Origin of the sequence: Methanofastidiosum sp. (assembly GCA_020854815.1) — an archaeon.
Classification (GTDB): domain Archaea; phylum Methanobacteriota_B; class Thermococci; order Methanofastidiosales; family Methanofastidiosaceae; genus Methanofastidiosum.
In genome coordinates, this window is record JAHKLW010000036.1 from 21,731 (window position 1) to 34,841 (window position 13,111).

Below are 13,111 nucleotides of genomic sequence, written 5' to 3' on the forward strand. Positions count from 1 at the left end.
TTTTGAGAGAATCAAAAATTGAAAGAAAAACAAAGGAAACAAATATCAAGATCAAGTTGAATATAGATGGCCAGGGCAAATATAAAATTTCTACATCAAAGAAATTTTTTGATCACATGCTCGAGACTTTTTCTAGATACAGCCTTTTTGATATAGAAATAAAGGCTGAAGGAGATTTAACTCACCACCTTGTTGAAGACATAGGTATTGCAATGGGGATGGCATTTTCAGAGGCCATAGGAGACAAAAAAAGGATCAATAGAGTAGGCACGGCCACAGTCCCAATGGACGATTCGCTTGTCATGACCTCCCTTGATATAGGTGGAAGGCACTACACAAAGTTTGATTTAAACTTCAAGTTTGACAAGATTGAAGAAGTTTCACCCGATTTATTCTTACATTTCCTTGATTCTTTCGCACAGAAGGTTCCACTAAATCTATTCATAAAGGAATTCTATGGAGACGATGACCACCACAAGATAGAGGCAGTCTTCAAATCATTTGGTAAAGCACTTTTAATGGCAACTTCATTTAATGATAGAATTGATCTACTTTCAACTAAAGGAGTGATATAATGCATGCAAAGAGAATCATACCATGTCTTGACGTTGACCAGGGGAGAGTTGTGAAAGGTATAAAATTCGTAAATATCAGGGATGCTGGCGATCCTGTAGAAATGGCACAGCTTTATGATGAAAAAGGCGCGGATGAATTAGTATTTCTTGATATTACTGCTTCATCTGATAAAAGGAATATCATGGTTGATGTAGTTGAAAGGACGGGGGACGTTGTCTTTATACCATTTACAGTCGGAGGGGGATTAAGAAATATCGAAGACATAAAGGCAATATTACGTGCTGGAGCAGACAAGGTTAGTCTCAATACATCCGCAGTTCAAAATCCAGACTTGATAAAAGAATCTTCAAGAATATTCGGAAGCCAGTGCATAGTTCTTGCAATAGATGCTAAAAGGAAAGGTAAAAGTTGGGAAGTCTATACTCATGGGGGAAGGACTCCCACAGGCATAGATGCAGTTGAATGGGCAAAGAGAGCCGAAAATCTTGGTTGCGGAGAGATATTACTTACAAGTATGGATGCAGACGGTACAAAAGATGGATATGATATCCCTCTGACGAAAGCAATTTCTGAAGCTGTTAATATCCCAGTTATTGCTTCAGGCGGAGCTGGAAATGCAGAGCATATCTACCAAGCATTGACCAAAGGTAAGGCCGACGCGGCACTTGCAGCTTCCATATTCCATTACGAAGAACATTCAATTAGAAAGGTAAAAGAATACCTTAGATCAAAAAAGGTATCGGTAAGATTATGAGTGACTTTAATCTGAAGTGGGATGAAAAAGGCCTTATTCCTGCCATCGTTCAGGATTACAATACGAAAGAAGTACTTATGATGGCCTACATGAACGAAGATTCATTAAAAAAGACACTTGAAACTGGGAGAACATGTTTTTGGTCAAGAAGCAGAAAGAAGTTCTGGTTTAAGGGAGAATCATCTGGTAATGTACAAAAGGTAAAAGAAGTGAGGTATGACTGCGATGCAGATTCTATTCTAGTTCTAGTTGAGCAAATCGGTGCAGCATGTCACGAAGGATACCCAACATGTTACTTTAGAAAAATTGATGGAAAAATAATAGGTGAAAAGTCCTTTGAAGGTGGACTTTATGTTCTAGATGAACTTTACAAGTTAATAGAAAAAAGAAAGAAAGAGATGCCAAAGGATTCGTATACCACCAAATTACTTACCGATAAGAATCTCCTCCTTAAAAAAATCGGAGAAGAATCAAGTGAGGTAATTATATCTTATTCAGAGGAGAAAAAAAGAACCGTTGAAGAAGCCTCTGATCTTATCTATCACTTATTTGTTTTATTAGTTGAAAGAGATATTAAACTTGAATCAGTTTTAGAAGAATTGAAAAAGAGAAGGAAGTGAATACATGGATTTAGGAAAAAGATATGATTTTCATACCCATACAATATTTTCTGATGGCGAACTTATCCCATCAGAACTTGTGAGGCGTGCAGGGGCGTTAGATCACAAAGCAATTGCATTGACAGATCATGTCGATGCTTCAAATATAGAATTCATTGTCCCAAACCTTGCACGAGTTTCTGAGGAACTGAATCAATACTGGGATATAAATGTAATTCCAGGTGTTGAGATTACACATGTACCTCCCGAGACAATTAAAAAACTAGCAGTCAAGGCAAAAAAACTTGGCGCAAAAATAGTTGTTGTCCATGGGGAGACTCCAGTTGAACCTGTCATGCCAGGTACAAACAGAAGCGCAATTGAGAGCGGTGAAGTTGATATACTTGCACATCCAGGAATAATTGATGAAAAAGATGCAAAGCTTGCAAACAAATCAGATATATTTCTTGAAATAACTGCAAGAGGTGGTCACAACATTGGAAATGGAAGAGTTGCTTCATTAGGTGAAAACTTCATTTTAGATACAGATACACACTCGCCAAGTAATCTAATCACCCAGGAATTTGCATATCGTGTCGCTTTGGGTGCAGGACTTAAGGAAGAATCTGCTATAAATGTGATTAAGGAAAATCCAAAAATATTACTCGAAAAGATTTTATAAAAAATAAATTAGGCAAATATTTGCCTACACTTTTTCTTTTTTAAGGTTCATAGAGTTATCAATTGCTGTATTTTTGATTAATGAGTTTTCTGCTGATTATTATACACTGCAAAACTTTTATAAGTAATTTTTTTTAATTTAAAATTATGGACATAGGGCAGTTTGTCATCAAGATTGTAGAAGCCATACTTTCTTTCAGTGAGTTTCTAGCAGAAGAGATATCTGCTCTAACTAATGGTTTTCTCCCAGAAGGGGCAGTGAACGAAGTAGGAATACTCATCCTTCTAGTTTTATTGAGGCTGGGATTTGACTACGCCAAGAAGATATTGGAAATATTAATTGTAATCTTTATTGTATATATAGTAATCCAACTTCTGCCTTCTATTATTAATTCGATAGGGTAGCGTTAAGAAAAATGCAACGTAAGATTTTTATTGAAACTTATGGCTGCACCCAAAACAAGGGAGACAGCGAGATAATTAAATATCTCTTGAAAGATTTTCTTGTAGAATCAATCGAAGATGCAGATACCGTTATTGTTAATACTTGTGGGGTTAAAGGTCAAACTGAAAAGAAGATTCGTCTAAGAATTTCTTCGTTACTTGAAAATAAAAGAGTCATTATATCAGGATGTTTACCAAAAATTAATCTTGAGGCAATTGATGAAAGAGTTTCGGGAATTATTGGAACAAATGATTTAGATCGTATCGCTGAAGTCGTCCTTTCTGACAAAAAAATGACTTTTATTTCAGAGGATAACAGAAGACTTGGTTCAAAGACTTCTTTTAAAAAAATTAGAGATGATTCTGCATCTGCTATTGTTCAGATATCAGAAGGTTGTGCGGGCAGGTGTAGTTTTTGCTGTACAAGATTCGCAAGAGGCAATGTGCACAGCTTTCCAATTGAAGAAATAGTAAGAGAGGTAAATGAAGCACTCTCAGAAGGATATAGAGAGATCTTATTTACCTCACAGGACACAGCTGCATACGGCTTGGACACAGGAGAAACTCTTACATCCCTCCTAAAAAAGACATTTGAGATACATGAAAAATTTATGTTAAGACTCGGAATGGCAAATCCAAATCATATAAAAATTTTCGAAAATGAATTGGTCGAGTTATATAAGAATCCGCACATGTATAGATTTTTACACATACCTGTTCAGTCAGGAGATGATAAAGTTCTTTTAGATATGAATAGAGGCCATACAATCAAAGAATTTTTAGAGACTGTCTCACTTTTTAGAAACAACATAAAAGACCTCTATTTGTGCACGGACATCATTGTGGGGTTCCCAACAGAAGATGAGTCTGCCTTTGAAAATACTTACAAGCTCATCGAAAAGATAAGGCCAGATAAGATTAATCTAACTCGTTTTTCACCTAGACCAGGAACAGATTCATCTAAAATGAAACAGATACCAACATGGATTGTTAAGGAGAGATCCAGAAGATTGAATCTTCTACGGAAAAAGATTTCTTCTGAAATAAATAGATCTTATATTGGGAGAAGCTTTGAAGCATTAGTAACGGAGAAAAATAGGGATGGCACGTTAACAGGAAGAATATATAACAACAAACCTGTTATTTTAGAGAATACTGTAGTTGGGAAGTTCGTAGAAGTTGATATCGAAGATGCAACTTCCACATATCTTATTGGAAGAAGGTGATTTATTGGATTTGAGGGAAATACAGAAGAAAGATAAAGTATTTTGTGAAGAGCGTGGATGGGATAAATTTCCTCCATCACTAGTTTTAATTCATCTTTATGAGGAGCTATCTGAAGTTGGAGAATATATCCTATATAAAGACGGATATAAAAAAAGTGGACTGGGAAATGATAAAGATGCAGGCTATGAAAATCTAAATAGAGAATTTGGCCAGATATTATCCTTATTAATGCAGCTTGCAAATTCTTTTGATATTGATTTAGAATCTTCCTTTTTGTCAGAATTTGAAATTATGCAAAAAAGATTTGGGAAGGAAGAATGGAAGAAATACACAGATAAGATTGTTTAGGGGGGTTTTTCAACCCCCCTGGAGGGAAAATGGAGGAAAAAGATGAGCAACACCATTAATCAATCTTTAATAATGGCGCTCATAATTATATACTATTATTGTTACACTAATATATAAAGCTTTCGGTAATATTGTTTAACAATACTATAATATTGATTATCATGAATGTTTTACTGTCTTTGGGATCGGCTGTAAAAATCGGCTTTAAAAAGGGTACACCTCTAGTAGATCAAAGAACCTGTTATTTGATGATGGAGGGGCAATGTAACGCAGGATGTTGTTTCTGCATTAGGTCAAGGGAAGAATCAAAACTTTCTAGATTGCCATGGTATCCTTTTGATTTGGAAAAGGCCATCCCACATATAGAATCTAATTTCGAACGAGTCTGCATCCAAAGTGTTAATCATGATAAATTCATCTTTGAGATAAAAGAAATAGTGTCCAAATTCTCAAAAAAACTTCCAATTTCTGTATCGCTCTCATTAAAAGATTATGAAGGAATTGAAAATTTATATGGTTATGTAGATAAAATTGGGATTGGCCTTGATTGTGCAAGAAAAGAATCCTTCAAAGAAACGAAGCCATATTACAGTTGGGAAAAAACTTGGAAAGGTATTAGGTCATCTTCAGAAATATTTGGAAAATTTAATGTAATATGTCATTTGATTGCAGGCCTTGGTGAATCAGAAGAGGATATGGTGGGAGCATTCCAAAGACTTTATGATCTTAGGGTCTATCCGTCTTTATTTGCATTTACTCCAATTAAAGGAACATATTATGAAAATTTATCTCCGCCCGACATCTCGAGTTACAGGAAACTTCAATTAGCCCATTATTTAATTACTTCAGAAATCAAAAGACTAGAAGATTTTTCATTTGATGAGGGAAAAGTAGTATATGAAAAAGAAGATTTATTCCATTTAAGGAACGAGATTTTTATCACAAGAGGATGCCCATCTTGTGATAGACCCTTTTATAATGAATCGCCTAAAGGTACCATCTACAATTTCCCAGATATTAAAATGGTTTCATTATCTACAATGAAAAATGAAATTTCGAACCATAAGATTTATTAAATATTTAAGTGATAAAAATCTGTGATATTATGGACGATACATTTAATCTAGAAGTTAAGATACCTGACTTCGTGAAACTGCTAGGTGAGGACGGAAAAAATCAGATTTTAGAAGAAGTAAAGAAAAGAGTTGACAAGGACGTCACTAACACTGTTGTTAAAGCTGCTAGAGAGATAATGGCGGAAAAATTAGGTCTTGATACTAGAGAAAGTCCTTTTGGGCCAGTACATGCAAAAAAACAAGCTGCTCCAGTTGAAGAAGATGAACCAACATCTGATTTAAACTGTCCAAGCTGTCAAAAGCCACTTGAACCCGGTGTCAAGTTTTGCAGATTCTGTGGGCAAAAACTAGCTTAATCTCTACTGATAATAACTGCTTTTTTTATCTTTTCATAACTTACTTTTGTTTCTATACAACCATCTTTTTCGAGATTAATGCCCCTTCCAGGTATCTTAAGATACTCTAATACTAGACTTGCTTCCCTAAGTTCAATATGGCATCCAACGCCAATTATTGCCTTAGGACGGGCAAGTTTAATTACCTTCTTGACAAATGAACCACCAGGAACAATGAAAACTTTAATGTTATTCTCATTACAAAAACTAATAAGGCCGCCTATCCCGCACTTTTTACAGTTTATGCATTGGAAACCTTTCATTGAATCAAGTATTGCAGGACAATCTCTTTTTCTAAGACACTGAGGGAGAAGGAGTATCCTATCCTCAAATGAAATCTTAGAAAGTGCATTGTAATTAATAAAATTTCTCATATCGTTTGAGATCATATCAATGTAGCCTTTTTTGAAACCTATTTTTTCACTTAGTATCTTTAAGGGATAGTAAAGAAAATCAAGAACAAATAATACAAATCCGGGGAACAAAACCTTCTTTGTTTTAAAAGAATATGAAATTAGCAATATGGCAATAGATAGCAGTAATACTACAATCAAGAAAAAAACTGTTAGTATCATTCCAAGAGTTTCAAATACGCCTATCATTAGTGTACCTCAAATAAAATCTCTTTTACAAGTTCCATATCAACATCAGTTTCTATACACCCAGTTTTCTCTAAAAGTACGCCATATTCGGGTATTCTTTTTGTAGATAATATTCTCATCATTTCATTTAACTCAACGTGGCATGCCACTAACAAAACTGATGAGTTGGGATGTCTTTTCAAAACTCTTTTTACAAAAGACCCACCTGGGGCAATAAATATCTTGATAGAATTGCTGTCGCATATCTCTTTAAATTTGCCTATCTTACATTTTCCACATTTGGTACATTTAACACCGACTTCTGGGCTAACTTGCGCTTTACATTCCATAGACCTTAAGCAGTATGGAAAAACAACTACCCTATCTTTCATTTTTGAAGAAAAATATTCATTTCTCAAAATTTTATTTCGGATATCAATCTCTATTCTATCAACTACACTCTCATCAAGATTTATGGATACTACTAATCGTTTAAGTGGGTAGTAGAGCGTATCCAAAAGAAACAGAGTTGTTCTGGGGAATATTATCTTTTTCTTTTTTACTATACTGTAAATTAGAATCGTGGCCATTAAAAGAAGTATTCCTAAAATAACAATGATTATCACGAATACAACGCCCAGGACAGAAAAAAAACTTGAAAGTTCAGTCATTGTAGGAAACTAAAAAAAATATATTTAAAAATATAATTGTATTACATCATCTTTTTGAAAATTTCAGGCTTTAGGAGGTATATCAAAAGACCGATAAGTCCTATACCTAGGATGGCCAATATTCCAAGGACGACTATTATGGAAGTCTTTCCTATTGAGACGCTATCTATGGCTTGGATCTTTGAGTCAATAAGTCTTACTTTATCTTGGTCACCGAGTTCGGCGTAAAGATTTTTTGATTTGATATAATTTTCTCTAGCTTTTTTGTAGTCACCTGTTAAATAACTATCTTCGGCTAACTTGAAATAACCCGCCGCTTCTTCTAATCTTACATCGTCTCCTATTGACACAAGCATTGATTTGAAAGTATTTGCATCTTCATCTGTGGGGGATATCTCAAGGGCAATGTTTATTGCTTCAATGGCTTCCTGGTAGTTCCCAAGATTATATTCTGATCTTGCCATTCCATACCATGCCCCAAATACTTTGTTATTTAATCCATTAGCAATCTTATATGTGGACAAAGCTTCGTCATATCTTCCAAGAGATAGAAGTATATCTCCCTTTAAGATGAGTGCGTCTATTCTTTCTTCGTATCCCGGGTCTCTATCGATAGTATTGTTTATTTCAGTTAAGGCATCTGAATATCTTCTTTTGTTCCACAACGATTTTGCTTTGATAAAGTAAGGTTCGTACTTTGACGAGTCAAGGGATATAGCGTTGTCGCTAGTTTTTATTGCATCGTCATAATTATTATCTTTAAGATAAGCTTCTGCAGCTAAAACTAGTTCGGAGTAAGACAATTCGACTTCTTCAGGAGGTGAAACAGCTCCACCTTCGGATAAATAGTCAAATATGTTTGATATAAATCGTAAGTGGTCATACTTAGTTATCATGTTATCTTCAAGAAAAGTTGAGGATCCGATTGCTACTACTTTTCCGCTCAAAACATTTGACCTGGCCGCAACAACTAACTCTGTTCCAGAGATAGGATTTAAAGGATCTTTAGGGGGGGTGCCGGATTTATCTGGGTCACTTAAATAAGGTCTGCTAAGGCTTTGAGGAGATCCCTTCATCAATGATTTTGAGTTTTGGGATATAGTTAAGGAGCAAGGCAATTTCATAGCGACCTTAAATACATCCTTTGTTATTGGATCGTCAACCATATTGACAATAATGACATTTGTGGCATCATTGTCATAATAGTTTTGCGTGTCAGTAACTAGATCATCATTAAATGTAATGCCCATGTTAATAGTAAGTTGATTTAACACTTCTCTAGTTTTTTTGATATCAAGTGAGCTGCCACCCCTACCAACAAGTAAAAGACTACCCCCCTCTTTCACAAATTTCTCAATAGCAAATATCTCTTGGGGAGTAAAATTTGATTTAGGAACAATAATAAGAAGGATATCATAATTTTTTAGAGTATTCTCTGTAATTGGAACTTTATTTTCAGTTAATGTGAACCCTTTACTAGTAAGCTGGCCAATGAACATGTTGTAGCCAGCTGTAAAGTTTATTGGCTCATCATGAGCCACATCAATTAGAATTCTTTTTTTTGACTGTGCGTTAACATTAAGTGGGAAACTCAAAACTAGTAACACTATTATACTCAAAACAACTATTTTTTTCATGCAGACACCCTTAGACAGCATGATTTACTAACATTTAAAAATATATTTGTTATTAGTTAATGCAGAGCATCTGCAACATATGAATTCTATCGAAAGCTTTAAATATCAACTATATTTATTCTGGAATGGTACGGCGACCACAGCGGGAGTGATACACCTGGACTCATCCCGAACCCAGAAGTTAAGACTCTCTGCGTCGTGATTTGTACTGCCACTGGCGGGAACATCACAACGTCGCCGGCCTTTATATTCTTGGCTATATTATATTTTAGCCGACTGATGAAAAACTATATGTTTGGAGGAATGAGGTGTTTTAATGGCAGTTTATGTTAAATTTAAAGTCCCTGAAGAGTTAGCAAACAAATCCTACGAATCTCTTGAGATGGTAAGGGACACAGGAAAATTAAAGAAAGGTGCAAACGAAACAACAAAGGCTGTTGAAAGAGGTATTGCAAAGTTAGTATATCTTGCAGAGGACATAACCCCTGAAGAAATCATTGCACACATACCATTAATTTGCGATGAAAAGGAAATACCCTATATCTATGTTCCAAGAAAGGACGAACTTGGCGCAGCAATAGGTATTGACGTATCAACAGCAGCCGTTGCAGTAATAAAAGAAGGCAAGGCTAAGGATCTTATTGACGATATAATTGTCAAGATAAAAGAACTTAGAAAGTGATTCAATGGCCGAGATTGATAGAGGAATACCTGCAGAAGTTTTGGAGATTGTCGTTCGTACTGGCGTAACTGGTGATATATTTCAGGTAAGAGTCAAGGTACTTGAAGGAATGGACAAAGACAGAGTCATCACACGAAATCTACGAGGCCCGGTTAAAATTGGAGACATTATAGTTCTAAAGGAATCTGAGAGAGAAGCAAAGGAGATAAAGACGCCAAGGTGAGACCATGCCAAGAAAAGTTAGCTGCTCTTTTTGTGGGGACCCAATTGCTCCTGGAACAGGCCTTATGTTCGTGAGAAAAGATGGAGTCATCTATAACTTTTGTACTCGAAAGTGCGAAAAGAATATGATTGGCCTACATAGAAAGCCAAGAAAAATCAAATGGACCGAAGAGTACAGAAAAGAAAAGGCCCTTAGAACTAAAAAATAACTTTATTATATATTTTTTTAATTGGTGTTTAGCATGAGCGAAAGAACTTTAATTATTTTAAAACCTGATACTATATTGAGATCAAACATTGGAAATGTTTTGTCCAGAATTGAAGCAAAAGGCTTGAAAATATCAGCATTAAAAATGGAATCAATTTCTAAAGAAAAAGCTGGAACGCATTACGCAGAGCACAAGGGAAAGCCATTCTATGACAGTCTTATCAGCTACATTACTTCTTGCCCAGTTGTTCTTGGAGTAATTGAGGGAGAAGACGCTATAACAGTAATCAGAACACTATGTGGCGCAACAGATCCTCACAAAGCTGCCCCAGGTAGCATAAGGGGAGACTTTGGGTATAAGAAAGGAAATGATATATTCAATGTAATTCATGCTTCAGATTCTCCTGAAAGCGCAAAGAGAGAAATCTCATTATTTTTCAAAGATCAAGAAGTTTTTGATTATAATAAATAAATTAATCGTTGTTTAAATGATAAGACAGCCAATTATCTCAGTTTTGGGACATGTAGACCACGGAAAAACATCTCTTTTAGATTATATTAGAGGTACGGCCGTTGTTTCAAGAGAGGCGGGGGGTATAACACAGCACATAGGCGCTACAGAAGTTCCAATTGAAACTGTTAGAATTATTTGTGGAAAAGATTTTGACAAATGGGGTATTAAACTACTTGGATTACTATTTATCGATACCCCGGGTCACAAAGCCTTCACTAACTTGAGGTCAAGAGGAGGATCACTTTCTGATTTGGCTGTTTTGATAGTAGATATAAATGAGGGATTGCAGCCCCAGACACTTGAAAGTATTAATATTCTTAAAAATTATAAGACGCCATTTGTAATGGCCTTGAATAAGATTGATAGGATTAATGGATTTAAAATTATTCAAAAAGCTTCCTTTGGTAACGTTATATCTCAACAGAATGAGAATGTCAAATCATTACTTGATCAGAAAATATGGGATTTCCAAGCAAAGATGTACGAACAAGGATTTGATTGTGACGTATACAATAAGATACCGGACTATACTCAAAAAATTGCAATGGTACCCATATCGGCTAAAACAGGTATGGGAGTTCCAGATCTCCTTCTCCTTATAGCAGGACTTTCTCAGAAATTTTTGAAAAATAAACTTGAAATCGATGAAAATGATCCAGGTAAAGGTACAATATTAGAAGTCAAGGAAGAAAAAGGACTTGGCATGACTCTCGATGTTATAATCTATGACGGAGTCATTAAGAAAAAGGACAACATTGTTTTTGGTGGAAAAGACGGTGTATATGCGACGAGCGTAAGAGCTTTACTTAAACCAAAACCACTTGATGAAATTAGAGATCCAAGGAAGAAGTTTGATTCAGTTGAATCTCAGTATGCTGCAGCAGGAATAAAGATTTCTGCACCTGATCTAGAGAAAGCTTTAGCAGGTTCTCCACTATATGTGGCAAAAAATATTGATAAGACTAAGAAGGAAATCTCAAAGGAAATTAAATCAATTAAAATTGAAAATAATAGTTCTGGCGTTGTTATAAAGACCGATACACTTGGAAGCTTAGAAGCAATAGTCATGGAATTAAGGGAACTAGGGATCAATATACGAAGGGCAGATATTGGCGATATAACAAAACAGGACATTATCGAGGCAAAATCTGTAAAAATTGAAGATAAGGTATCATCAGTAGTTTTTGCATTTAACTCTAGGGTATTACCAGATGCCAAAGAAGTTGCTACCAAAGAGGATATTAAAGTATTTGAAAGTGACATTATCTACAAATTAATTGAAGATTACGAGGATTGGAAGAAAGCAGAACTTGAAAAGGAAAAGAAACAGAAATTCGAAGGTATTACAAGACCTGGGAAGATAGAGATTATGCACCACCATGTTTTTAGAGTTACTAAACCAGCAATAGTTGGAGTCAGGGTGTTACGTGGAAGAATAAAAACTGATATATCTCTACTGAAGGAAGATGGCAAGAATATTGGGACTGTAAAGACTTTAAAAGATAAAAACGATTTCTTAAAGGAAGCATTACAAGGAAAAGAAGTTGCATGTGCAATTGATGGACCAACAGTTGGAAGGCAGATAAAGGAAGGGGATATACTATACGTTAATATACCGCTCCCAGAATATAAAAAATTGAAGTTTGAGATTTATAATGAACTAACAGAGGACGAAAAGGAAGTGCTTGAAGAATTTATCACTATAAAAAGAAAGGAGGACTCTCTTTGGGGCATATAATTGTATTACCAAAAGATTTAAATATGATTCTAAGTTATAAAAATTTGTTAACTTCTTATTATTTAAGTAATTATTTTGAGGTGATTTAGTGAAAGATGTTAAAAAAGGTACTACTACAGTAGCTATTGTATGTAAGGATGCTGTGGTACTAGCAACAGATAGAAGAGCTTCAATGGGTTATTTAGTAGCCCACAAGAATGTAAAAAAAGTGTATAAGATTGATGATTACATTGGCGCAACAGTAGCAGGCAGCGTTGGAGATATTCAAAGTTTAATTGGTTCTCTTAAGGCCGAAGTAAATCTATACAAGATGAAAAATGGTGCAAAGATGTCTACTAGGTCACTTGCAACATTGACTTCGCATATACTACACGGTCAGAGGTACTATCCTTTAATCGCATGGCTTGTTGTAGCAGGTTTTGACGAGAAACCAGTTGCATATTCAATTGACCCCATTGGGGGCGTCAATGAAGATAAGGCTATTTCAACAGGTTCAGGGTCACTTGTGGCATATGGTGTCTTAGAGTCCATGTATAAGGAAGATATGGATTGGGAAGAAGGTGCATCTGTTGCAATTAAGGCCATTAAGGCTGCAATAGAGCGAGACCTTGCCACTGGCAATGGAATTACAATGGCCGTAATTGATAAAGACGGCTACAGAGAACTTTCTGATGATGAAATCATTGGATTAATGAATCAGAATTAATTTTCTATTTTTATTTTAACTATTATTAAAATATAATTTTTAAAAAATTAGG

General features: G+C 35.3%; 18 protein-coding genes and 1 rRNA gene. 16 read left to right on the top strand and 3 right to left on the bottom strand.

Annotated features, from left to right (window positions below; translation table 11 throughout):
* Positions 1-2: 2 nt before the first annotated feature.
* From hisB to KO464_05065, 9 genes are all read left to right on the top strand, one after another.
* Complete coding sequence (gene hisB / locus KO464_05025; GenBank protein MCC7572733.1) at positions 3-575, top strand: imidazoleglycerol-phosphate dehydratase HisB; 573 nt, start codon at positions 3-5, stop codon at positions 573-575.
* A complete protein-coding gene (gene hisF / locus KO464_05030) occupies positions 575-1,330 on the top strand; it encodes an imidazole glycerol phosphate synthase subunit HisF (protein ID MCC7572734.1) in 756 nt (251 codons plus the stop codon). The genes hisB and hisF overlap by 1 nt, the downstream gene beginning before the upstream one ends.
* Positions 1,327-1,950 carry a bifunctional phosphoribosyl-AMP cyclohydrolase/phosphoribosyl-ATP diphosphatase HisIE gene (locus KO464_05035; protein ID MCC7572735.1) on the top strand — a complete coding sequence of 208 codons (624 nt, stop codon included), beginning with the start codon at positions 1,327-1,329 and terminating at the stop codon, positions 1,948-1,950. The genes hisF and KO464_05035 overlap by 4 nt, the downstream gene beginning before the upstream one ends.
* 4 nt (positions 1,951-1,954) lie before the next feature.
* A complete protein-coding gene (locus KO464_05040; protein ID MCC7572736.1) occupies positions 1,955-2,611 on the top strand; it encodes a histidinol phosphate phosphatase domain-containing protein in 657 nt (218 codons plus the stop codon).
* A gap of 146 nt (positions 2,612-2,757) precedes the next feature.
* The gene (locus KO464_05045; protein ID MCC7572737.1) at positions 2,758-3,015 is read left to right on the top strand and encodes a hypothetical protein; all 258 of its coding nucleotides are present in this window, start codon (positions 2,758-2,760) and stop codon (positions 3,013-3,015) included.
* A gap of 11 nt (positions 3,016-3,026) precedes the next feature.
* A complete protein-coding gene (locus KO464_05050) occupies positions 3,027-4,280 on the top strand; it encodes a tRNA (N(6)-L-threonylcarbamoyladenosine(37)-C(2))-methylthiotransferase (GenBank protein ID MCC7572738.1) in 1,254 nt (417 codons plus the stop codon).
* Between the two features lie 4 nt (positions 4,281-4,284).
* Positions 4,285-4,629, top strand: a complete 345-nt coding sequence (locus KO464_05055) for a hypothetical protein (protein MCC7572739.1) — start codon at positions 4,285-4,287, stop codon at positions 4,627-4,629.
* 161 nt (positions 4,630-4,790) lie between these two features.
* Positions 4,791-5,705 (top strand): radical SAM protein, encoded by a 915-nt coding sequence (locus KO464_05060; GenBank protein ID MCC7572740.1) that lies wholly within the window; start codon positions 4,791-4,793, stop codon positions 5,703-5,705.
* Positions 5,706-5,734: 29 nt separating this feature from the next.
* Positions 5,735-6,061, top strand: a complete 327-nt coding sequence (locus KO464_05065) for a zinc ribbon domain-containing protein (protein MCC7572741.1) — start codon at positions 5,735-5,737, stop codon at positions 6,059-6,061.
* Here KO464_05065 and KO464_05070 read toward each other — a convergent pair.
* The 3 genes from KO464_05070 to KO464_05080 are packed head-to-tail and all read right to left on the bottom strand — an operon-like array spanning position 6,058 to position 8,989.
* Entirely contained in the window at positions 6,058-6,702 is a 645-nt protein-coding gene (locus tag KO464_05070) for a DUF116 domain-containing protein (protein MCC7572742.1), read from the bottom strand. The two genes, KO464_05065 and KO464_05070, sit on opposite strands and share 4 nt — an antisense overlap.
* Entirely contained in the window at positions 6,702-7,352 is a 651-nt protein-coding gene (locus KO464_05075; protein MCC7572743.1) for a DUF116 domain-containing protein, read from the bottom strand. Before KO464_05075 ends, KO464_05070 begins: the two co-directional genes overlap by 1 nt.
* 41 nt (positions 7,353-7,393) lie before the next feature.
* Complete coding sequence (locus KO464_05080; protein ID MCC7572744.1) at positions 7,394-8,989, bottom strand: tetratricopeptide repeat protein; 1,596 nt, start codon at positions 8,987-8,989, stop codon at positions 7,394-7,396.
* Positions 8,990-9,118: 129 nt separating this feature from the next.
* On the opposite strand from KO464_05080, the gene rrf reads away from it, so the two are divergent.
* The 7 genes from rrf to psmB all read left to right on the top strand — a co-directional run bounded on the left by rrf (position 9,119) and on the right by psmB (position 13,059).
* Positions 9,119-9,232, top strand: a 5S ribosomal RNA gene (gene rrf, locus KO464_05085).
* 73 nt (positions 9,233-9,305) lie between these two features.
* The gene (gene rpl7ae, locus KO464_05090; protein MCC7572745.1) at positions 9,306-9,671 is read left to right on the top strand and encodes a 50S ribosomal protein L7Ae; all 366 of its coding nucleotides are present in this window, start codon (positions 9,306-9,308) and stop codon (positions 9,669-9,671) included.
* 4 nt (positions 9,672-9,675) lie between these two features.
* On the top strand, positions 9,676-9,894 hold the full coding sequence (locus tag KO464_05095) for a 30S ribosomal protein S28e (GenBank protein MCC7572746.1): 219 nt from the start codon (positions 9,676-9,678) through the stop codon (positions 9,892-9,894).
* A 4-nt stretch (positions 9,895-9,898) separates the two neighbouring features.
* A complete protein-coding gene (locus KO464_05100; protein ID MCC7572747.1) occupies positions 9,899-10,102 on the top strand; it encodes a 50S ribosomal protein L24e in 204 nt (67 codons plus the stop codon).
* 33 nt (positions 10,103-10,135) lie between these two features.
* A complete protein-coding gene (gene ndk / locus KO464_05105) occupies positions 10,136-10,573 on the top strand; it encodes a nucleoside-diphosphate kinase (GenBank protein MCC7572748.1) in 438 nt (145 codons plus the stop codon).
* Positions 10,574-10,589: 16 nt separating this feature from the next.
* The gene (gene infB / locus KO464_05110; GenBank protein MCC7572749.1) at positions 10,590-12,353 is read left to right on the top strand and encodes a translation initiation factor IF-2; all 1,764 of its coding nucleotides are present in this window, start codon (positions 10,590-10,592) and stop codon (positions 12,351-12,353) included.
* Positions 12,354-12,441: 88 nt separating this feature from the next.
* Positions 12,442-13,059: an archaeal proteasome endopeptidase complex subunit beta gene (psmB, locus tag KO464_05115; GenBank protein ID MCC7572750.1), complete on the top strand. Its 618-nt coding sequence runs from the start codon at positions 12,442-12,444 to the stop codon at positions 13,057-13,059.
* Positions 13,060-13,111 lie beyond the last annotated feature (52 nt).